General features: G+C 74.4%; 15 protein-coding genes. 7 read left to right on the top strand and 8 right to left on the bottom strand.

Translation table 11 applies throughout. The annotated features are described in order from the left end of the window. Positions 1-11: 11 nt before the first annotated feature. The 3 genes from ACFYM6_RS22035 to ACFYM6_RS22025 are packed head-to-tail and all read right to left on the bottom strand — an operon-like array spanning position 12 to position 3648. Positions 12-2111, bottom strand: coding sequence for a xanthine dehydrogenase family protein molybdopterin-binding subunit (locus ACFYM6_RS22035; RefSeq protein WP_387278184.1), 2100 nt, complete (start codon positions 2109-2111; stop codon positions 12-14). Next, positions 2108-3100 (bottom strand): FAD binding domain-containing protein, encoded by a 993-nt coding sequence (locus ACFYM6_RS22030; RefSeq protein ID WP_387278182.1) that lies wholly within the window; start codon positions 3098-3100, stop codon positions 2108-2110. Before ACFYM6_RS22030 ends, ACFYM6_RS22035 begins: the two co-directional genes overlap by 4 nt. Continuing rightward, positions 3097-3648 (bottom strand): 2Fe-2S iron-sulfur cluster-binding protein, encoded by a 552-nt coding sequence (locus ACFYM6_RS22025; protein WP_387278180.1) that lies wholly within the window; start codon positions 3646-3648, stop codon positions 3097-3099. The genes ACFYM6_RS22030 and ACFYM6_RS22025 overlap by 4 nt, the downstream gene beginning before the upstream one ends. A 78-nt stretch (positions 3649-3726) precedes the next feature. Here ACFYM6_RS22025 and ACFYM6_RS22020 point away from each other — a divergent pair, with 78 nt between their 5' ends. After that, positions 3727-4830 carry an XdhC family protein gene (locus ACFYM6_RS22020; RefSeq protein WP_387278178.1) on the top strand — a complete coding sequence of 368 codons (1104 nt, stop codon included), beginning with the start codon at positions 3727-3729 and terminating at the stop codon, positions 4828-4830. After that, positions 4827-5408: an NTP transferase domain-containing protein gene (locus ACFYM6_RS22015; RefSeq protein WP_387278176.1), complete on the top strand. Its 582-nt coding sequence runs from the start codon at positions 4827-4829 to the stop codon at positions 5406-5408. The genes ACFYM6_RS22020 and ACFYM6_RS22015 overlap by 4 nt, the downstream gene beginning before the upstream one ends. 57 nt (positions 5409-5465) lie before the next feature. Here ACFYM6_RS22015 and ACFYM6_RS22010 read toward each other — a convergent pair whose 3' ends face one another. Both ACFYM6_RS22010 and ACFYM6_RS22005 read right to left on the bottom strand, forming a co-directional pair. Continuing rightward, complete coding sequence (locus ACFYM6_RS22010) at positions 5466-6563, bottom strand: winged helix DNA-binding domain-containing protein (protein WP_387278174.1); 1098 nt, start codon at positions 6561-6563, stop codon at positions 5466-5468. Positions 6564-6671: 108 nt separating this feature from the next. Continuing rightward, positions 6672-7397: a YsnF/AvaK domain-containing protein gene (locus ACFYM6_RS22005; protein WP_387278172.1), complete on the bottom strand. Its 726-nt coding sequence runs from the start codon at positions 7395-7397 to the stop codon at positions 6672-6674. Positions 7398-7769: 372 nt separating this feature from the next. Between ACFYM6_RS22005 and wrbA the strand changes: the two genes are divergently transcribed. Next, positions 7770-8387: an NAD(P)H:quinone oxidoreductase gene (wrbA, locus tag ACFYM6_RS22000; protein WP_387278170.1), complete on the top strand. Its 618-nt coding sequence runs from the start codon at positions 7770-7772 to the stop codon at positions 8385-8387. A 61-nt stretch (positions 8388-8448) separates the two neighbouring features. On the opposite strand, the gene ACFYM6_RS21995 is transcribed toward wrbA, so the two are convergent. Then, the gene (locus ACFYM6_RS21995; protein ID WP_387278169.1) at positions 8449-10386 is read right to left on the bottom strand and encodes a chorismate-binding protein; all 1938 of its coding nucleotides are present in this window, start codon (positions 10384-10386) and stop codon (positions 8449-8451) included. A gap of 263 nt (positions 10387-10649) precedes the next feature. On the opposite strand from ACFYM6_RS21995, the gene ACFYM6_RS21990 reads away from it, so the two are divergent. The 3 genes from ACFYM6_RS21990 (at position 10650) to ACFYM6_RS21980 (ending at position 15208) form a co-directional block, all read left to right on the top strand. Next, positions 10650-12053, top strand: a complete 1404-nt coding sequence (locus tag ACFYM6_RS21990; RefSeq protein ID WP_387278167.1) for an FGGY family carbohydrate kinase — start codon at positions 10650-10652, stop codon at positions 12051-12053. A 105-nt stretch (positions 12054-12158) separates the two neighbouring features. After that, the gene (locus tag ACFYM6_RS21985; RefSeq protein WP_387278165.1) at positions 12159-14789 is read left to right on the top strand and encodes a nitrate- and nitrite sensing domain-containing protein; all 2631 of its coding nucleotides are present in this window, start codon (positions 12159-12161) and stop codon (positions 14787-14789) included. A gap of 5 nt (positions 14790-14794) precedes the next feature. Continuing rightward, positions 14795-15208 (top strand): roadblock/LC7 domain-containing protein, encoded by a 414-nt coding sequence (locus ACFYM6_RS21980; RefSeq protein ID WP_196806755.1) that lies wholly within the window; start codon positions 14795-14797, stop codon positions 15206-15208. 47 nt (positions 15209-15255) lie between these two features. Here ACFYM6_RS21980 and ACFYM6_RS21975 read toward each other — a convergent pair whose 3' ends face one another. Further along, positions 15256-16749: a GH1 family beta-glucosidase gene (locus ACFYM6_RS21975; RefSeq protein ID WP_387278163.1), complete on the bottom strand. Its 1494-nt coding sequence runs from the start codon at positions 16747-16749 to the stop codon at positions 15256-15258. A gap of 842 nt (positions 16750-17591) precedes the next feature. Between ACFYM6_RS21975 and ACFYM6_RS21970 the strand changes: the two genes are divergently transcribed. Next, positions 17592-20489: a glycoside hydrolase family 48 protein gene (locus tag ACFYM6_RS21970; RefSeq protein WP_387278407.1), complete on the top strand. Its 2898-nt coding sequence runs from the start codon at positions 17592-17594 to the stop codon at positions 20487-20489. A 286-nt stretch (positions 20490-20775) separates the two neighbouring features. Here the strand turns inward: ACFYM6_RS21970 and ACFYM6_RS21965 are convergent, their stop codons facing one another. Beyond that, complete coding sequence (locus ACFYM6_RS21965) at positions 20776-21459, bottom strand: DUF3159 domain-containing protein (protein ID WP_387278161.1); 684 nt, start codon at positions 21457-21459, stop codon at positions 20776-20778. Positions 21460-21521: the final 62 nt, after the last annotated feature.

Raw genomic sequence — 21521 nt, 5'->3', positions numbered from 1 at the left:
CCGCCGGCCCTTCAGCCTGCCGGCAGCCGGTCCAGCAGCTTGTCCAGCCGGATGGGCAGGTCCCGGACCCGTACGCCGGTGGCGTGATGCACCGCGTTGGCGACGGCGGCGGCGCTGCCCACGATGCCGATCTCGCCGATCCCCTTCACCCCGGCCGGGTTCAGGTCAGGGTCCTCCTCCGGCAGCCAGTACGCCTCGATCCGCTCGACGTCCGCGCAGCCGCTGATGTGGTAGGTGGCGAGGTCGTGGTTGACCCAGTCGCCGTACCGCTCGTCGAGCAGGCCCTCCTCGTGCAGCGCCATCGACAGGCCCATGGTCATGCCGCCGATGAGCTGGCTGCGGGCGGTGGTCGGGTTCACCACCCGGCCGACGGCGAACATGCCGAGCATCCGGTCCACCCGGACCTCGCCCGTGTCCGCGTCCACCCGCACCTGCACGAAGTGGGCGCCGTACGCGTACCGGGCCAGCGGACGTTGGGCGCGGACCTCGTCGGCGGTGCTCACCTCGACGGTCAGCCCCTCGGCGGGTACCGCGGTGTCGCGGAGCCGCTGCCGCAGCTGCTCGCAGGTCCGGATCACCGCCCAGCCCCACGAGGCGGTGCCCATCGAACCGCCGGCCACCGGGGCCGGCGGCAGGTCGCTGTCGCCCACTCGGATGGCGACCCGGTCGGCGGGTACCGCCAGGGCGTCGGCGGCCAGCTGCCACAGCGCCGTCCGGGCGCCGGTGCCGATGTCGGTCGCGTTGATCCGTACCTCGAAGGTGCCGTCGGGTGCGGCGGTGGCCGTGGCGGCGGCGGCCCGGGAGCGGGCGGGGTAGCTGGAGCCGGCCACCCCGGTGCCGATCAGCCACCGCCCGAGTCGCCGGACCCCCGGCGTCGGGTCGCGGTCGGCCCAGTCGAACCGGCGGGCCCCCTCGCGGAGGCAGGCGACCAGGTTGCGGCTGCTGAACGGTTGCCCGCTGTCCGCGTCGACGGTCGCGTCGTTGCGGACCCGCAGCTCGACCGGGTCGACGCCGCACGCGGTGGCCAGCTCGTCCAGCGCCGACTCCAGCGCGTACGCGCCCGGGCACTCGCCGGGGGCGCGCATCCAGAACGGGGTCGGCACGTCCAGCCGGACCAGCCGGTGCGTGGTGCGCCGGTGGCGCCCGGCGTACATGCTGCGGGTGTAGACGGCGGTCTGCTCGGCGAACTCGTGCACCTTCGAGGTCTGGCTGATCGCGTCGTGGCAGACCGCGGCGATCCGCCCGTCGGCGTCCGCGCCGAGCCGGACCCGTTGGATGGTGGGGGTGCGGTATCCGATCGGGCCGAAGAGCTGCTGCCGGGTCAGCGCCAGCCGCACGGGCCGGTCCACCTGCCGGGCGGCGAGCGCGGCGAGCACCACCGGCGCCTTCGGGGCCCCCTTGCTGCCGAAACCGCCGCCGACGTGCTCGGCGATCACCCGGACCGCCTCCGGGGGCAGCCCGAACAGCTGTGCCAGGGTGCCCTGCACCGGCGTCGAGCCCTGGGTGGAGTCGTGCACCAGCAGCCGCCCGTCCCGCCAGCGGGCGGTGGTGGCGTGCGGCTCCATCGGGTTGTTGTGGTAGGCCGGGGTGCGGTAGGTGGCGTCCAGCTGGACCTCCGCGGCCGCGAAGGCGGCGTCGAAGTCCCCCTCCGCGGTGTCCGCCGGGTAGCCCGGGTTGACCTTGTCCGGGCGGTACAGGCCCGGGTGGTGTGCGGAGAGGACGGTGCTGTGCGCCTCGGTGTCGTAGTCGATCCGGACCAGCCGGGCGCCCTCCCGCGCCGCCTCGAGGGTCTCCGCCACCACCACGGCGACGAACTCCCCCCGGTAGTGCACGGTCGGCTCCTGCAGCAGGAACAGCGTGTCGTCCACGCCGGGCGCCAGCCGGGACGCGTTGCCGTGGTGCAGCACGTCCAGCACGCCCGGCACGGCCAGCGCCGCGGCGGCGTCGATCCGGCTGATCCGCCCGCGGGTGGCCGCCGCCGGCACCGCCCAGCCGTATGTGACGTCGTCCACCGGGTATTCCACCGCGTACCGGGCCGCCCCGGTGACCTTGTCCCGGCCTTCCAGGCGGGGGTGTTCCCGGCCCACCGCACCGACGGGTGGCGCGCTCATCGGGGTGCCGCCCCGGCCAGCGCGGTCAACGCCCGGATGGTGAGGTTGCGGATCAGCGGCACCTTGAACCCGTTGTGCGGCAGGGGACGCGCGGCGGCGAGCTCGGCGTCCGCGGCCCGGGCGGCCAGCTCGGCGGTGAACGGGCGGCCGCGCAGCGCCTCCTCCGCCCGGTAGGCCCGCCACGGCCGGTGCGCGACCGCCCCGTACGCCAGCCGGACGTCGCGGACCGTGTCCCCGGCCAGGTCCAGCGCCGCGGCCACCGAGCCGACCGCGAACGCGAAGCTGGCCCGGTCGCGCACCTTGAGGTAGGTGCAGTGCCGGGCGAAGGGCAGCGGCGGGATCCGTACCCCGGTGATCAGCGCGCCGCGGGGGAGCCTGGTCTCCCGCTCGGGATGCTCGCCGGGCGTCCGGTGCAGTTCGACCAGGGGGATCTCCCGCGCGCCGCCCGGGTCGTACACCTCCACCACCGCGTCGAGGGCGACCAGGGCGACCGCCAGGTCCGACGGGTGGGTGGCCACGCACAGTTCGGACCAGCCGAGGATGGCCAGGTCCCGGTTCTGCCCGTGGCGCGCCGCGCAGCCGGTGCCGGGCTCCCGCTTGTTGCACGCCTTCCCGGTGTCCTGGAAGTAGACGCAGCGGGTGCGTTGCAGCAGGTTCCCGGCGGTGGTGGCCATGTTGCGCAGCTGCCCGGAGGCGCCGGCGAGCAGCGCCCGGGAGAGCAACGGGTGGTCCCGCCGGACCATCGGGTCCGCGGCGAGGTCGCTGTTGCGCACGGTCGCCCCGATCCGCAGCCCGCCGTCCGGTAGGGCCTCCACCGTGTCCAGGGGCAGGCCGGTGACGTCGACCAGCAGGTCGGGGCGCTGCACCCCGAGTTTCATCAGGTCCACCAGGTTGGTCCCGCCGCCGAGGTACGCCGCCGCCGGCTCGGCGTCGAGCAGCGCGACCGCCTCCGTGACGTCGGTCGGCCGGTGGTAGCGGAAGGGCCTCACCGCGCCGCCGCCACGTCCCGGATCGCGGCCACGATGTGCGGGTACGCGGCGCAGCGGCACAGGTTGCCGCTCATCCGTTCCCGTACCTCCGCGTCGGTCAGCTCCACCGGTGCGGTCAGGTCCTCGGTCACCGCGCTGGGCCAGTCCCGGGCCACCTCATCGAGCATCCCGCGGGCGGAACAGAGCTGCCCGGGTGTGCAGTAGCCACACTGGAAGGCGTCGTGCGCGACGAACGCGGCCTGGAGCGGGGACAGGTCCGCCGGGCCGGCGAGTCCCTCCACGGTGACCACCGTCCGGCCGTCCAGGGTGACCGCCAGGATCAGGCAGCTCTTCACCCGCCGGCCGTCGAGCAGGACCGTGCACGAGCCGCACTGCCCGTGGTCGCAGCCCTTCTTGCTGCCGATCAGGGCGAGCCGCTCGCGCAGGGCGTCCAGCAGGGTGGTCCGGTTGTCCAGCGTCAGGTCGTGGTCGACGCCGTTGACGGTGAGCGCGATGCGGGACGACCGGTCGTCGTCCGCCGGTTTCCCGCTCTCCCGCCCGCTGCGCACCGCGCCAGACTACCGTTGACTACGACATCCAATGACAAATACGGGCAGAAGCCCGAAACTGGCGATCGGTGGAGCGGCATGCGCGAGGTCCTGGCCGCGGCCCACGACTGGCGGCGGCGACGGATCCCCTTCGGCCTGGCGACCGTGGTGGCCAGCAGCGCGGGCACCGTCACCGGCCCGGGCGACCTGCTCGCCGTCGACCCCACCGGCGACGTGCGCGGCGGCATCCCGGCCGGCTGCGTCGAGTCGGCGGTGCTCGACGCGACGGCGGAGACCCTGCGCACCGGCCGGACCCGGCTCGCCCGCTACCCGGTGGGCGGGGACGGCCCATGGCCGGCCCGGCCCGGCTGCGCCGGGACCGTCGAGGTGCTGCTGCGCCGGGTGACCGCCGACTGCCCCACGGCATGCTCCCTCGCCGCGCTCGCCGGGCCCGACCCGGTCGCCGTGGCAACCGTGGTGGGCGGCCGGGCGCCCTTCGCCGCCGAGCTGGTGATCCGGCGGGACCGGACCGAGGGCACGCTCGGCACCGTGGACCTGGACGACTGGGCCGTCGACCGGGCCGCCGGGCTGCCGGCCGGCGCCGTGGTGCTGGGCTACGGCGAGCGCCCCGGCGTGCGGGTGCTGTTCCAGGCAATGCCGGCCGCACCGCGGATGCTGCTGTTCGGCGCCACCGCCGTCGCCGCGGCGCTCGCCCGGATCGGCGCGGACCTCGGCTACCGGGTCGTCGCCTGCGACCCGCGACCCGCGTTCGCCACCGTCGCCCGGCTGCCCGACGCACACGAGGTGCACCGGGCCTGGCCGCACCGCCTGCTGGCCGCCACCCCGGTCACCCCGGACACGGTGCTCTGCCTGCTCGGTCACGACCCTCGCTACGAGCTCCCGCTGCTGCGCGCGGCGCTGTCCACCCCGGCCGGCTACCTCGGCGTGCTCGGCAGCCGCGCGGCGCACCAGGCCCGCCTCACCCGCCTGCGCGCCGACGGGGTACCCGAGGCCCAGCTGGCCCGGCTGCGCGCACCGGCCGGGCTGGACCTCGGCGGGCGCAGCCCGGCCGAGACGGCGCTGGCGATCGCCGCGGAGGTGGTGGCCTGGCGCCACGGCGGCAGTGCCCGACCGCTGTCCGGCCTGACCGGCCCGATCCACGCCGCCCACCCGGCCGGCCTGACCCCGGCCGCGGCGCGGTGACCGTGGCCGGGCTGGTGCTCGCCGCCGGGGCCGGACGCCGGCTCGGCCGACCGAAGGCACTCCTCGACTGGGACGGTGAGCCGCTGCTCCGGCGCGCGGTCCGGCTGCTGCACCTCGGCGGTTGCGACCCGGTGCACGTGGTGGTCGGCGCGGGCGCCGGCCGGCTTCCCGCACTGCCCGGCGCGGTCCCGGTGGTCAACCCGCGGTGGCGCGACGGCCTCGGCGGCTCGCTGCTGCGCGGCCTGGACTCACTGCCGGACGTCGCCGACGCGGTCGTGGTGGTGCTCGTCGACCAGCCCTGGCTGACCCCGGCCGCGGTCCGCCGGGTACGCGCGGCGTACGCGGCCGGCGCCGTCGTCGCCGTCGCCGGCTACGCCGGCCGGCCCGGCCATCCGGTCCTGCTCAGCCGCGCCACCTGGCCGCTGGTCGCGCCGTACGCGACGGGGGACCGGGGTGCCCGCGACTTCCTGCGGGCCCGGGCCGACCTGGTGACCGTGGTGCCGTGCGACGGGTCAGCGGCCGACGTGGACACCCCGGCCGACCTGGCCCGAGTGCATCCGGGGCCGTCCCTGCCCTGATCGCCGTGCGGTGGTCTCCAGCAGCTTCGCAAACCTCTGCCGATCCGCGCTCGCTCCTCAGGTGCGCAGGGACAGGCCGAGGTAGCGGGCGTAGTCGGCCAGGGCGGACTCGACGCGGGAGCGCAGCGCGGCGTCGAACGGTGCCAGCGGCTGCACGGTCACCGAGACCGAGGCCTTCCCGACCGTCCGCTTCCAGGTGCCGACCACCCGGCCGTCGCGGACCACCGTCGGCAGGAACACCCCGTTGTTGCCGGGGACCACGGCGGCGGCGTGCGCCGGGTCGAGCATCAGCGTGCGGTCCTTGAAGCCGAGCAGGTATTCGTCGAAGCCGAGCAGCGTGTGCACGTCGTCGACCGGCTCGCGGGGCGCGTCGAGGAGGGCGGCGTCGACCATCGCCTCGACATCGTCCACCGCTACCGGGGCCAGGGCGTCGCCGGCCACCGCGAGGCCCCGCCGTGCGTCGGTGACCGTCAGGCCGGTCCACCGGGCCAGCTCGTGCGGGGTGACCGGGCCGTGGCTGCGCACGTACCGCAGGGCGAGGATGCCGAGCGCCTCGTCGCGCTCCGGCCGGTGTGGGTCGGGCACCCACTCGTCGAGCAGGGCGAACGTCTGCTCGGTGCCGACGTGCGGGGCGATGCAGGTGACGCCGCGCTGGGCGGCGTACCAGAGCAGGTGGTAGCCCCGCTGCCCGGTGGTGTCGATGCCGGCGGCGCCGAGGGTGGTCAGGCACTCCGCACGGGTGAGGCGGCGGCCGCCGGCCAGGGCCGCGCCCAGCAGGTCCACGGCCCGGTCCGCCTCGGCCTCGGTGAGCCCGAGCTGTGCCCGGCGGGTGGCGGCGCCGGCCAGCGTGCGGACGCCGGTCACCGCCAGCATCCAGTGGGCGTCGCGGGACGGCACCAGGTGGACGGTGCCGCGCATCGGCCAGGTCCGCAGCGCCTCCCGCCGCTCCAGCGCCGCCCGCACGTCGGCCAGGGTGCGCCCCGGCAGGCGTACGCCGAGCGACCACAGGCCGCTGGCGTTGTCCTGGGCCTGCATCGCGCCGAACCACTCGACCACGCCGGCGACCCCGTCGGGGCGCGCCACCGGGTGCGGGCGCAGCAGCAGGCTGGTCATCCGCAGCGCCAGCGCCTCGGCGCCGGTGAGCCGTACGGGCACGCAGGCCTCCCGTCAGTGGTGGACGGTCAGCATAGGCGGCGGGTCCGACGTTTCCGCCGGACGCGACCGGGCGGGTGGGATGGCCCACCCGCCCGGGTTGCTCTCGCCTCACTCCTGCGGCCGGGCCTCCTCGGGCACGTCCGCCTCGACCACTTCCCGGCGGACCTGGGCGTGGGCGGGCCGCTGCTCGACGACCTGGTGGGTGGCCAGCCGGACCCGTTCGACCGGGACGCGTTCCTTGACCACCACCGGGCGTTCGGCGTGCAGCACCATCTCGCGCTGCTCCGTGTCGGTGCCCGCGGGCACGGTACCCCGGTCCGCCTCCGCGATCGGTTCCCGGACGAGGGTCGCCTCCTCGTGGGCCACCGGCACGGTGGTGTGCACGTTCTCGGTCACCACGCGCTTGCGGAGCCGGGCCGTGCCGGCCGGCGCGGTCTCGGTGTCGAACCGGGCTTGTTCCTCGAACCGGGTCAGCTCCGGTGGCCCGGGCCGCTCCGGCCGTCCGGCCGCGCCCTCGGGCGGCAGCTGGTAGTGCCGGTGGAGCAGGGTCAGCTGGTCCGCGCCGAGCGGCTGGTCGGTGCCGGGCTCCACGGCGGGGGCGGTGCGGACGGTCGTCCGGTCGTACGGCACCCGCAGCCGGCCCGCCTGCCACCGGGCCGTGTGCAGCGGAGCCATCGACTCGCGGTGACCCGTGCCGGCGGTGCGCACGCTGACCCAGGTGGGCTCGCCTGCGGGGTTTGCCCAGACCTGGCCCACGGTGCCGATCGTCGCGCCCGAGCGGTCCTGGACGTCCTGCCCGTACAGCGAGCGGATCTGCGGTTCGGTGAGCCGCATGGTTCGTCCTCCCTCTCGTGGGTCACCGAGAGGATCCCCGTCGGCGGGGACGGCATGCCGGGGAATCGGGACGAATAGGAGGAGCAGGAGGAGAACACCTGATCGCGCTGCGCCAGCCGGCGTGCCGGCGGAGCGCGATCCCCCGTTCAGGTGCCTCCGGGCGGTGGGACGCGGATCGGCACCGGTGCGAACAGGATCCCCGGAGTCCGGATTCCGGGCAGCCGTTCCGGTCCGAACTTGCGCAAATATTGAGGTTTGCTGACCGATCGACAGGGGTGAATCAAGCCACGGAGTGTGCCACGGCAGTCGTTTGACGCCGCAACCAACGGGTAGTCGTCCGAGTTCGCCCGGAACCGAGGAGGGAAACGTCTGATGGACGGCCAGGTCAACGTCGCGGTGATCTATTACAGCGCGACCGGCATCACCTACCAGATGGCGCAGTCAGCGGTCGAGGCCGCGGGCGAGGCCGGTGCCGAGGTCCGCCTGCGCAAGGTGCGTGAGCTGGCGCCCGACGAGGCGATCCGCTCCAACTCGGGGTGGCAGGCACACCACCTGGAGACGCAGGACGTGATGGAGGCGCAGCTCGACGACCTCTCCTGGGCCGATGTGGTGATCTTCGGCTCGCCCACCCGCTACGGGATGGTGGCCGCCCAGCTCAAGCAGTTCATCGACACCACCGGCCCGCTCTGGGCCCAGGGCATCCTGGCCAACAAGGTCTACTCGGCGTTCTGCTCCACGGCCACCTCGCACGGCGGTCAGGAGTCCACGCTGCTGGCGCTCTTCAACGTGTTCTACCACTGGGGTGGGGTGGTGGTGACGCCCGGCTACACCGACCCCAGCCAGTTCGTCGCGGGCAACCCGTACGGCGCCTCGCACACCAGCAACAACGGCGAGATCGCGCCGGACCACCTCGCGCTGGCGGCCACCGCGCTGACCGCGAAGCGGGCGATCCAGATCAGCGCCGCGCTGAAGCGGGGGATGGCCGGCTGAGCACGGGCGACCGGTGGCCGGGCAGGGGGTCGGACCCGTCCGGCCACCGGTCGCCGCAGTCCTACCCCCGGTCGGCCGGCGCATGCCCGGCGAGCGCGCGATGGTCGAGCAAGTGCGCGAGCAGTTCGGCGAGGATGACCATGCCGTCGCGGCTGAGTACCGACTCCGGGTGGAACTGCACGCCGGCGAAGCCGGGCCCGCGCAGCGCGTGCACCGCTCCGTCGGCCGGGTCCCGGGACAGCTCCACCGGGCCGTACGGGGTGGCGACCCGGTCCGCGCCGGCCCGAGCGGTGAAGCTGGAGTAGAAGCCGACCCGGCGGGTGGCGCCGAACACCGGCACGTCCCGCGGCACCCCCTGGTACGGCGCGTCCCGCCGGTGCAGCGGCAGCCCGAGCAGCCCGGCCAGCAGCTGGTGCCCGAGGCAGACGGCGAGGGTCGGTCGGCCGGCCGCCAGCAGCTGTGCCAGCAGTGCCCGCATCGTCGCCATCTTCGGCTCGGCGAGGTCGGTCGGGTCGCCCGGGCCGGGGCCCATCACCACCAGGTCGTACTCCCCGACCGGGCCGGGTTGCCGCCAGCCGCGGCGCGCCACGGCCAGGCCGAGGGCCCCGAGCTGGTGGGCGAGCATGCCGGTGAAGGTGTCCTCGCCGTCCACGATCAGCGCCCGCCGGCCGGCCAGCCCGGGCAGGACCGTTGCCCCGGGGATCCGCTGGTCCAGCCAGAACCGGGCCAGCGGCGCGTTGCGGGCGGCGAGGGCGGCGCGTACCTCGGGGTCATCGGCGAGCGCGCGGCCCGGCGCGTCCGGGCCGGACTGAGCCGGACGGGCCGCCGGCGCGTCGGGGCCGAGGCCGAGCGCGGCGAGCACCCCGGCTGCCTTGGCGTGGGTCTCCGCCACCTCACCGGCGGCGGTGGAGTGCCGGACCAGCGTCGCCCCGACCGGCACCCGCAGCTCGCCGGTAGGGGAGAGCTCCGCGGTGCGGATCAGGATGGGCGCGTCGAGGGTCTGCCGGCCCGCGGCGTCCCGGCCGAGCAGGGCGAGCACCCCGGCGTAGTAGCGGCGGCCGGTCCGCTCGTGCCGGGCGATCACCCGGCACGCGTTCTCCATCGGGCTGCCGGTGACCGTGGGCGCGAACATGGTCTCCCGCAGCACCTCCCGGACGTCGCGGGAACCCCGTCCGGCCAGCAGGTACTCCGTGTGTGCCAGGTGCGCCATCTCCTTGAGGTACGGCCCGACCACCTGCCCGCCGTGCTTGGCGACGGTGGCCATCATCTTCAGCTCCTCGTCGAGCACCATGTACAGCTCCTCGACCTCCTTCGGGTCGTGGAGGAAACGCAGCAGGGCGTCCCGGTCCGCCGCCGCGCCGGCGTGCCGGAACGTGCCGCTGATCGGGTTCATCATGACCAGACCGTCGTCCACGCTGACGTGCCGTTCCGGGCTCGCCCCGACCAGGGTCCGGGTGCCGGTGTGCACGACGAACGTCCAGTACGCGCCGCGTTCGCGCAGCAGCAGCCGGCGCAGCGCGGCCAGGGCCGCCGCCCGGGGGTCGCCCTGCACGGTGGCCCGCAGGGTGCGGTGGATGACGAAGTTCGCGCCCTCACCGCGGCCGATCTCCTCGGCGAGCACCCGGCCGACCGTGGCCGCGTACTCGGCGTCGGAGCTGTCGAAGCCGGCGTCGGTGGTGACCACCGGGGCGTCCGGCAGCGCGGCCAGCGCGTCGGCCAGGGGGATCTGCCGGTGCTCCCCGATCACCAGGCACTCCAGCGGCATCCCGTCGTCGACGCAGGCGAACCCCCGCTCGGTGATCTGCCGGTAGGGGACCAGGGCCAGCGTGCGCGGCCCGGGACCGCCGTCGGGCAGCGGGACGTCGGCGAGCCGCTCGGCGGTGCGTACCGTGCCGGTGAACAGGTCGAGGTGGTCAGCGCCCGCGCGGCGGACGAGCGCGAACGGGCCGGGGTCGAGGCCGGCGGCGACGGCGGCGAGCGGGTCGTGCGGGCGGGTCATCGGGTCTCCTCGTGGGCCGGTGGCCGCCTGCGGGGCGACCCGGGATGCCGGGGAGAGACCGGCGGCCGCCTCGTCGGGCGGCCGCGTGGGAAAGCTACGCGCGGGGGTGGGCCGCCGGGTCGGCGGGCCACCAGCAGGACAGGAGCGCGGGCATGGCGATCACTCTACGCGCCCGGGCGGCCCCCGGGAAGCCGATCGCCGGTGCGGACCTGCCGCGCGGATCTTGGCTTCGCGGCCGTCCCCGGCGGGTAGGTTGTCCCGCGATGACCATTCTCGCTCTCGACCTGGGCACCTCCTCCGTACGCGGGCTGGTGCTGGACGCCGACGCCGTCCCACGTCCCGGCGCGCTGGCCCGGCGGCGGGTGCGGCTGACCACCGGCGAGGACGGCACCGGCACGCTGGACGGTGCCGGCTACCTCGCCCGCCTGGTGGAGTGCCTGGACGAACTGGCCGAGGGTGGCCACCTGCGGGACGTCGAGCTGGTCGCCGCCTCGGCGCAGTGGCACTCGGTGCTGCCGCTGGGCGCCGACGGGGAGCCGCTCGGCCCGGTGCTGACCTGGCTGGACACCCGGCCGGAGCCGGTCGCCGGCAGCGCCGGCCCGACCGACCCCGCGGCGTTCCACCAGCGCACCGGCGGATGGTGGCACCGCTGCTACTGGACGGTGCGGCTGCCCTGGCTGCGGGAGCGGGCCGGCAGCCGGGTGGCCCGGTTCGTCGGGCTGGTCGAGTACGTCCTCGACGCGTTGCTGACCGAGGCGCCGATGTCGGTGTCGATGGCTTCCGGCACCGGGATGCTCGACCTGGGCCGGATGGCGTGGGACGCCGAGGCGTGCGCGCTGGCCGGCGTACGCCCCGCGGAGCTGCCGGCGCTGGCCCCGCAGCGGTGGCGCGGGCGGCTCCGCCCCGAGTGCGCCCGCCGCTGGCCGGACCTGGCCGAGGCCCGGTGGACCGCCCCGGTCGGCGACGGTGCGGCGTCCAACGTCGGCTCCGGCTGCGTCGACGAGTCCCGGGCGGCGGTGACCGTCGGCACCTCCGCCGCGGTACGCGTCGTCCGGGTCGTCCCCGCCGACGCGGCGCTGCCGCCGCTGCCCGACCAGCTCTGGCGCTACCGGGTGGACCACGAGCACGTGGTGACCGGGGCCGCCTACTCCAGTGGCGGGAACCTGTACGCGTGGGCCAACCGGGAGCTGCGGCTGCCCGAGGGCGCCGAGCTGGAGGCGGCGCTGGCCCGGTCCACCCGGGACCTGCGGGTGCGGGCCAATCCCCGCTTCGGTGGGGACCGCCCGCCCGGCGTCGCCGCGGCCGGCTCCGGCGAGCTGCACGGGCTCAGCTTCGGCACCACCGCCGTCGATGTCCTCGCCGGGCTGATGACCGGCCTGTGCCGGCTGGTCGCCGACGACCTCGCCGTGCTCGAGTCCGATGTGGATCATCCGGTCGAGGTGGTGCTGGGCGGTGGTGCGATGGCCGCGTCCGCCTGGTGGCGCGGGACGTTCGCCGATGCCCTGGCCCCGCGTACGGTGCGCTTCCAACACAATCCGGAGGTCGGTGCGACCGGCGCCGCGTTGGTGGCGCTCGGCCGGGTTGCGGCGGCGGCGCGCGTCGGCGGTATCGGCCGGACGGACGAGGGGGCCGCGCCGAACACCGTAGGTGGTGCCCGGCCGCACTGACCATCCTGGTCGTGCGGCCGGTCATCCCGTTGACAGGGCCCGCCGGCCTGGTTGGATGGACTCCGCTCCCCGTGCGACGGGAGTCGAGGGACCGAGGAGGCAAGCGTGGGCGCAGGTCCCGACCCGGCTCGCGGAACGGCCGCCCACCCGGGCCGGAGCCGGCGCGACCGCCTGGTGCCCCACCGGCGGCGCTCGGCGTTCCGGTTGCGGGACTGGCGGATCGGCACCAAGCTCGCGACGGTGCTGGTCATCCCCTCGTTGGCGTTCCTGGTGCTGGCCGGCGTGCAGACCCGGGGGCTGGTGGGGCAGACCAGCGCGCTGACCGCCTTCGCCGAGCAGGTCGGCATCGGCCGGCAGATCACCGCCGTGGTGGACCGGCTCCAGCAGGAGCGGGACCGCGCGGCCGGGGAACTGGTCGCGCTGCGCCGCGCCGGTGCCGGCGCTGACCGGGACGCGGCCATCGCCGCGCTGAAGCCGTTGCAGGAGGCCGCCAACCAGGCGCTGTCCGAGCTGCGCCGGGCGGCTGAGCCGCTCGCCGGCGCCGACGCCGCCTGGCGGGTCGCGTTCTCGGAGGTCCTGGAGGCGTACGACCAGGTGGTCTACATCCGGGCCGCGATCCCGCCGGCGGTGCTCAGCAGCGACACCATCCTGAGCAACTATCACCGGGCCATCGGTGCCCTGCTCAACCTGCTGGCCGAACCGTCGCCGGGGGAGGGCCAGCAGGCGCTCACCGACGCGGTGCTGCGGTACGTGCAGCTGTCCCGGGTCAAGGAGTTCACCTCCCGGATCCGGGCCGAGCTCTACGCGGCCGCCCGGGCCGGCCGGTACGACGTCGACGACCAGGTCACCCTGACCGACCTGCGGGCCCAGCAGCTCACCGCCCTGGGCGCGTTCCGCCTGGCGGCGAGCACCGAGCAGGTTCGCCGTTATGACCTGGTGTCGGTGAATCCGGCGTTCGTGGCGGCCGCCCGGCTGGAGGAGCAGACCCTGCCCACCGGCACCGCCGAGCCGGCGGTGCTCTCCGCACCGGAGTGGTGGGCGGCCAGCGAACGGCGGCTGGAGCTGCTCCGCCAGCTCGAGGGTGAGGTCCTCGACGACGCGGTACGCCATGCCGACGGCGCCCGCGCGCAGCAGCTGCGGGACACCCTGCTGGTGGCGGGCGGCATCGTCGCGGTGCTGCTGGTCGCCGTGCTGATCTCCCTGCTGATCGGACGGTCCATCGCCCGGTCGATGCGCCTGCTGCGCGGCGAGGCGCTGCGGATCGCGCAGGTGGAGCTGCCACACACCCTGCACCGGCTGCGCGCGGTGGACCGTCCGGTGGCGACGATCGAGGTGCCACCCACGGCGGTCCACTCCCGGGACGAGATCGGCGAGCTGGCGGAGGCGTTCGTGGCGGTGCACCGCAGCGCCGTCGACGTCGCGCTCGAGCAGGCGATGATGCGGCGCAACGTCAACGCCATGTTCGTCAACCTGGCCCGGCGCAGCCAGGTGCTGGTGGAGCGGCAGCTGGAACTCCTCGACGAGCTGGAACGCGAGGAGAGCGACCCGGAGCAGCTGGAGAACCTGTTCAAGCTCGACCACCTCGCCGCCCGCATGCGGCGTAACGACGAGAGCCTGCTGGTGCTCGCCGGCATGGAGTCCGGCCGGCGGTGGAACCGGCCGGTCGGCCTGGGCGCGGTGCTGCTCGCGGCGAGCGCCGAGATCGAGCAGTACCAGCGGGTCCGCCACCGGTCCAGCGCCGCCCTGCACCTCGTCGGCCACGCGGTCGGGGACCTGGTGCACCTCTTCGCCGAGCTGCTGGAGAACGCCACCGCCTTCTCCCGGCCGGACACCTTCGTCCACGTCGTCGCCTGGAGCGACGGGACCGGCGCGGTGGTGCAGATTGTCGACCAGGGGCTCGGGATGAGCCCGACCGCGTTGGCCGAGGCGAACGCGCTGCTGGCCGAACCACCGGCCGCGGACGTGGCGGCCTCCGAGCGGATGGGCCTGTACGTGGTCAGCCACCTCAGCGCCCGGCACGGCGTCGAGGTGAAGTTGCGCAGCGACCACGAGGGACTGGTGGCCCGGGTCCGGATCCCCGCCGACCTGCTGGCCCCGGCGCCCGAGCCCGAGCTGGACCAGCCCGCCGCGCCGCGGATGCTGACCCACCAGCTCGCCGCCCGGTCCCGGCTGTACGCCGCCACCCAGCCGGCCGACCTGCCGCTGGCGGGACGCCGGCCGGAGATGCCCGCGCCCGAGCTGCCGGTGGCGGGCCGGTTCCCCGGCTTCGCGGCCGAGCTGCCGGTGGCCGGCCGCCCGGCGATGCCGTCGACGGGGATCCGCCCCGATCCGCCGGCCCCGGCCGCGCCGGCGGTGCCGCGGCAGGCCCGCCCGGTGCCGGTCCGGGCCGAGGACGTGCTGACCCCGGCGGCCGGCTCGCCCGGCGGCGGCTGGTTCACCCGCCAGGGTCCGGCGTCCTCGGTGCTCGGCGTGACATCGCCGCCGGCCGCGACCCCGGTCACGGCCGGGATCAACGCGCGGGGCCTCCCGGTACGCGTGCCGATGGCCCAGCTCGGCGCGGTCAGCCAGCCCGCCCGCCCGCAGCAGCCGGTGCCCCGCCACGAGCCGGACCCGGACGCGGTCGGCGGCATGCTGTCCCGCTTCTACGGCGGGGTGCGGCGGGCGGAGGCCGAGGAAACCATCCAGATGTACATGCCGCCCGCCGGCGTACGCAGCGAAGGGGGACAACGACCGTGACGACGTTGAGCCAGGAGGCACGTGACCTGAGCTGGTTGGTGAACGCGTTCGCCGAGCGGGTCCCGGGGGTGGCGCACGCCGTGGTGGTGTCCTCCGACGGGCTGCTGGTGGCGATCTCCGCCCACCTGCCCCGCGACCACGCGGACAAGCTCGCCGCGGTCACCTCGGGGCTGATGAGCATCACCGCCGGCGCGGCGCAGATGTTCGACGGGGACGTCGTCAAGCAGACCGTGGTCGAGATGGGACGGGGCTACTTCCTGGTCATGCAGATCCGGGACGGCTCCATCCTGGCCACCCTGGCCGGCGCGGACGCCGACATCGGTGTGGTCGGCTACGAGATGGCGCGGCTGGCCAAGCAGGCCGGTGAGATGCTCACCCCGGCGCTGCGGGCGGAGCTGCAGCAGGCACTGCCCCGCTGAGCGGGGCGGGCCCGGCCGGCGGAGCGTCCGGCCGGGCCGCGAACCGGCTACAGGCCGTTGTTGCGGATCACCGTGCGGTACCAGTGGGCGCTGCGCTTGAGCACCCGGCGCTGCGTCGGGTAGTCCACGTAGACCAGTCCCCAGCGCTGGTCGTATCCCTCGGCCCACTCGAAGTTGTCCAGCAGCGACCAGACGTGGTAGCTCTCCAGCGGCACGCCGTCGCGGATGGCCCGGTGGGCGGCGGCGAAGTGGTCGCGGAGGAAGTCGATCCGGGCGGTGTCGTCGACCGTGCCGTCCGGGGCGAGCGTGTCCGGGCAGGGCAGCCCGTTCTCCGTGATGGTGAGCGGGATCGGGCCGTAGTCGCGGGTGACCCGGGTGAGGATGTCGTACATCCCCTCCGGATAGATCTGCTGCCACTCCGCCTCGGAGGTCGGCCACTTCCGCACCGTCGTGCCCTGGCCGGTGACGTAGATGGGCGTGTAGTACTGCACGGCGAGCAGGTCCACCGGGCTGGCGATCACCGCGAGGTCGCCGTCGCGAATCCCGCGCACCATCCGGCTGTCCGCACGGAGGTCGGCCAGCACGTCTTGGGGGTAGGCGCCCGTGAACACCGAGTCCAGGTAGAGCCGGTTCTCGTAGCCGTCGTAGAGCCGGGTCGCGGCCGCCGCCTCGGCGGTGTCGTCGGCCGGGTAGCAGGGGTGCAGGTTGAGCGCCGGGCCGATCCGCCCCTCGACGCCGGCGGCGCGCAGCGCGCGTACGGCGAGGCCGTGGGCGAGCTGGAGGTGGTGGGCGACCAGATAGGCGGCCGCCGGGTCCTGCCGGCCGGGCGCGTGGTGCCCCGACAGGTAGCCGTTCTGCACCACGGTCTTCGGCTCGTTGATCGTCAGCCAGGCCGGTACCCGGTCGCCGAGGGCGCGGAAGACGATGTCCGCGTACGCGCCGAAGCGTTCGGCGGTGTCCCGGTTCTCCCAGCCGCCGGCGTCCTGCAGGGCCTGCGGCAGGTCCCAGTGGAACAGGGTGGCCATCGGGGCGATGCCGCGCTCGTGCAGCCCGTCCACCAGCCGCCGGTAGAAGTCGAGGCCGCGCTGGTTGGGTCGGCCGGAACCGTCGGCCTGGATGCGTGACCAGGAGATGGAGAACCGGTAGCTGCGCAGCCCGAGGTCGCGCATGAGGTCCAGGTCCTCGGCGTAGCGGTGGTAGTGGTCGGCCGCGACATCACCGGTGTCGCCGTTGCGGGTCTGTCCCGGAGTGCGGCTGAAGGTGTCCCAGACCGACTCACCCCGGCCGTCCTCCTTGGCCGCCCCCTCGATCTGGTAGGCCGAGGTGGCCGCGCCCCAGCCGAAGTCGGGCGGGAAGCGCAGCGCCCCGGACGAGGCGTCCCCCTCCAGGGCGGGGTCGGGTGTGTCGTCGCAGCCGGCGACGGCGGCGGATGCGACGGTCCCGGCCGCGGCGGCGCCGGCCAGCCCGGTGCGGACCGCGCCGGTGGCGGTCGCGGAGAGGGCGGCGCGCCGGAGCAGGCGCCGCCGGGTGAGTAGCGACATGGGCGTTTCTCCTCGGGATGACTGGCCGCCCTACGGGCCGGGAGCGCTCCCAGCATAGGCCAGGCGCGACCGGCCGCATGCCGAGGGCGGACCGCGCGGGTGGCGCCCCGGTCGGGCGGCCGGGAGTTCGGTGGGCGGGGTGTCGCTCGGGGGCGGCGAGCGGCGAGGGTGGGGGGATAGCGAAGGAGGCCGGCCGGGCAGCGCCTCGCGCCTGTCCCGTCGGCCTCTTTTCCCGTCGACAACGGAGGTTTAGTGTGGGGACGGGGGAGGGCAACCCCCGTCCCCACCTGTGATGCACACACGCGCGAGTGGAATTGGCGTCCGGTCGTGCGTGTCGCGCGGGAGCCGGGCCACGCGAGTGGCTCTGGTTCCACCTCCCTCCGATGTGTCGGCGGGTGACGGCTGACGGCGGCGTCCGGGCTGGCCCGTCGTCAGCCTCCTGGGTCGAGGCGCCGGGCAGGAACGGTCCCGGCGATCTGGCACTTGGAGCTCCGTCGATGGAAGCGCTCCCATCGACGATGCTTGCGACTGTAACGCCCGTCACGGGTTTGTGAAAGCCCCTGAACGAGATCGAAACATCGAGCTGGGCAACTCTCGTCGGCATTGTGGTGGGAGCGCTTCCATGGCAGACTCTCAGTCGCGACGTGGAGCCAGCTCGCGCGAGTGTGGGCCGCCGAGGGCAGCCGGGGTACGCCCGGCGCGGCGCCCCGATCCCCGGCACAGCCGGGTCGACCACCTTCCCGGGCGCCTCCGTCCCCCGCGCACGTCCGTCGCGTGGAGGCGCCTCGCCGGAGCCGTACGGTTCCGGCCTGGTCCGAGGAGACACCGCGCACATGAGACTCATGGCCAGACGTCGCCGCACGGCGATGTTCGCCGCCACCGCCCTCGCCATCGGCGGGGTGGCCCTACCGGCCGGCGCCGCCCAGGCCGCCCCCGCCTGCGACGTCGTCTACACCGTGAACGACTGGGGCGGCGGCTTCACCGCCAACCTCGACGTCAAGAACCTGGGCGACCCGATCAACGGCTGGACGCTCAAGTTCACCTTCCCGAACAGCACCCAGCGGGTGACCCAGGGCTGGTCGGCCCGGTGGAGCCAGACCGGCAGCGAGGTCACCGCGACCAACGAGACGTGGAACGGCAGCCTCGGCACCGGCGCCACCGCCAACATCGGCTTCAACGGCTCCTACTCCGGCGCCAACCCGAAGCCCACCGGGTTCACCCTCAACGGCGTGGCCTGCAACGGCACCCCCGCCAACCAGCCACCCGCGGTCTCGCTCGACGTGCCGGCCGGGTCCTTCACGGCGCCGGCGACCGTGCCCCTGACCGCCACCGCCAGCGCCCCGGACGGGACGATCAGCAAGGTCGAGTTCTACCGCAACGGCCTGCTGGTCAACACCGACACCACCGCTCCGTACGCGTACACGCTGGACAGCCTGCCGGCCGGTAGCTACACGGTGCAGGCCAAGGCGTACGACAACCTCGGCGCCAGCGCGGTGGCGGAGAAGTCCTTCACGGTCAACCCCGCCACGGGGCCGGCCCTGGTGGCCACCCCGGCCACGCTGAGCGTGAACGAGGGCGACACCGCCACGGTCAACCTGAAGCTGAGCACCGCACCGAGCGGCAACGTGCCGGTGACGCTGACCCGCAGCGGTGACCCCGACATCACCGTCTCGCCGACCACGGTGACGCTGACGCCGGCCAACTGGAACACCGGCGCCACCGTCACGGTCGCGGCGGCGGAGGACGCCGACACCGTCAGCGGCACCGCGACCATCACCGCCTCGGCCACCGGCCACACCCCCGTGACGATCACCGTCACCGAGGTCGACAACGACGTGCCGGGCGGGGACAACGCCTACATCAAGAAGTTCCTCGACCAGTACGGAAAGATCAAGAACTCGGGCTACTTCAGCCCGGAGGGCGTGCCGTACCACTCGATCGAGACGCTGATCGTCGAGGCACCCGACCACGGCCACGAGACCACCTCGGAGGCGTTCGGCTTCTGGCTCTGGCTCGAGGCGCAGTACGGCCGGGTCACCCAGAACTGGGCGCCGTTCAACAGCGCCTGGACCGTGATGGAAAAATACATAATTCCGAATCATTCAGATCAGCCGACGGCCGGCGCCCCGGGCACCCCCCAGTACGCGGCCGAGTACAACCAACCCAGCCAGTACCCGTCGCAGCTGCAGCCGAACGTGCCGGTCGGCCAGGACCCGCTCCGCTCCGAGCTGCAGTCCACCTACGGCACCGGCGACATCTACGGCATGCACTGGCTGCTCGACGTCGACAACACCTACGGCTACGGCCGCTGCGGCGACGGCACCACCCGCCCGGCGTACCTCAACACCTTCCAGCGCGGCCCGCAGGAGTCGGTGTGGGAGACCGTGCCGCAGCCGACCTGCGACACGTTCAAGCACGGCGGCCCGAACGGCTACCTCGACCTGTTCATCAAGGAAGCCAACGCCCCGGCCAAGCAGTGGAAGTACACCAACGCCCCGGACGCCGACGCCCGCGCCGTACAGGCCGCCTACTGGGCGCTGACCTGGGCCAAGGCGCAGGGCAAGCAGGCCGACGTCGCAGCGACCGTGGCCAAGGCCGCCAAGATGGGCGACTACCTGCGGTACTCCCTGTTCGACAAGTACTTCAAGAAGATCGGCAACTGCGTCGGCCCGACCACCTGCCCCGCCGGCACCGGCCGCGACTCGGCGCACTACCTGCTCTCCTGGTACTACGCCTGGGGCGGCGCGTACGACCCCAGCCAGAACTGGTCCTGGCGCATCGGCTCCAGCCACAACCACTTCGGCTACCAGAACCCGCTCGCCGCCTGGGCCCTGACCAACGTGCCGGAGCTCAAGCCCCAGTCGCCGACCGCGGTCGCCGACTGGCAGAAGAGCTTCGACCGGCAGCTGGAGTTCTACACCTGGCTCCAGTCGGCCGAAGGCGGCATTGCCGGCGGCGCCACCAACAGCTGGGACGGCAGCTACTCCCAGCCGCCGGCCGGCACGCCCACCTTCTACGGCATGTTTTACGACGTCGCCCCGGTCTACCGAGACCCGCCGTCCAACCAGTGGTTCGGCATGCAGGCCTGGTCCATGCAGCGCATCGCCGAGCTGTACCTGCAGACCGGCAACACCAAGGCCAAGGCGCTGCTGGACAAATGGGTCCCCTGGGCGATCGCCAACACCACCCTGGGCGCCAACTGGTCGATCCCGTCCGACCTGCAGTGGACCGGCCAGCCCAACACCTGGAACCCGACCAACCCGCTGCCAAACACCAACCTGCACGTCACGGTGACCAAGGGCGGCCAGGACGTCGGCGTCGCCGCCGCCTACGCCCGGACCCTGATCGCCTACGCGGCCAAGTCCGGCAACACCGCCGCCAAGAACACCGCCAAGGGTCTGCTCGACGCGCTGTCCGCCGCCGCCGACGCCAAGGGCGTCTCCCGCCCCGAGACGCGGGAGGACTACAACCGCTTCGACGACGTCTACAACGCCGGCAACGGCCAGGGCCTCTACATCCCGCCGGGCTGGACCGGCAAGATGCCCAACGGCGACGCCATCGCCGCGGGCAGGAGCTTCCTGGACATCCGCTCGTTCTACCAGAACGACCCGGACTGGCCGAAGGTCGACGCGTACCTCAAGGGTGGACCCGCGCCCACGTTCAACTACCACCGGTTCTGGGCCCAGGCGGACGTCGCCATGGCGTACGCCGACTACGGCACCTACTTCCCCGCGGGATGAGGTGACGGCGCCGCCACGGGTGGCCAGGCCCACCCGTGGCGGCGGCCGACCGGGCCCGGGAGGAACCACATCGCCCGGCCGACGGACGGCCTGACACCCCACGGTCAGGCCGGGTGGGCCGGCCGCCCGGCCCACGCAGCCGACGGACCGGCCCACCACCACGCCCAAAGACGAACTTGCCGCGAAAACGCCCGAGAAAATCCAGCCGTCACGGGATCACACGACGGCCCCGGACGGAGTAACGTACATCACCGGAGAGGCCGCTCCCCCCGTGGCGGCCTCTCTCTTATTGCTCCCGCCCGCCGTCCCCATCGGACGGCATGACCGGGTGCCGCAGCCCCGGATGCCCGGACGGCAGCGAACGCCGGATCATCAGCCAGCTCACCGCCAACGCCGCCGCGACCAGCGGCCAGGTCAACGCCACCCGGGCCACCACCAGCACGACCACCTGGCCGCCGAGCCACAACGGCACGAAGACCACCAGCCGCAGCAGATAGGTGGCCACCCACACCCAGCTGGCCCGGCCGTACGCCCGCAGCAGCGCCGGATCGCGACGCCAGCGGGCGCGCTGCCCGAGCGCCGCGCCCACCACCACCCCGAGCAGCGGCCAACGCACCACGACGCTGACCATCCAGGCCAGCGCGCTGGCCGCGTTGGACACCAACTGCACCAGGAAGAAGTCGCTGGCCCGCCCGGTGCGCAGCGCGATCAGCGCGGCCACGCAGACGGCGAGCAGCCCGATCAACACCGACCGCGGACGGTCCCCGCGCCGCAGCCGCCAGCCGGCCACCGCCGCCCCGCCCACCAGCGCCGCCAGCACACCACCCCACAGCCCGGCCGCCAGCCAGCCCACCGCGAACGCCACCGGCGGCAGGGTCGCGTCGAGCGCTCCCCGCCGACCACCGAGCAGGTCCGCCAGCGACTCCGGGCGCTCCCGGGTCGGCCGCTCCCGCTCCGGTGTGCTGGTCACTCGCCACCCCCTCCGATCGATCCTCAACATAACCAGAGGCGCGACCGCCGCCCAACGAGCGC

The organism is Micromonospora sp. NPDC006431 (assembly GCF_042870725.1).
GTDB lineage: Bacteria > Actinomycetota > Actinomycetes > Mycobacteriales > Micromonosporaceae > Micromonospora.
Note: the sequence above shows the minus strand (reverse complement) of the source record. Positions and strands in the feature narration are given on the sequence as shown.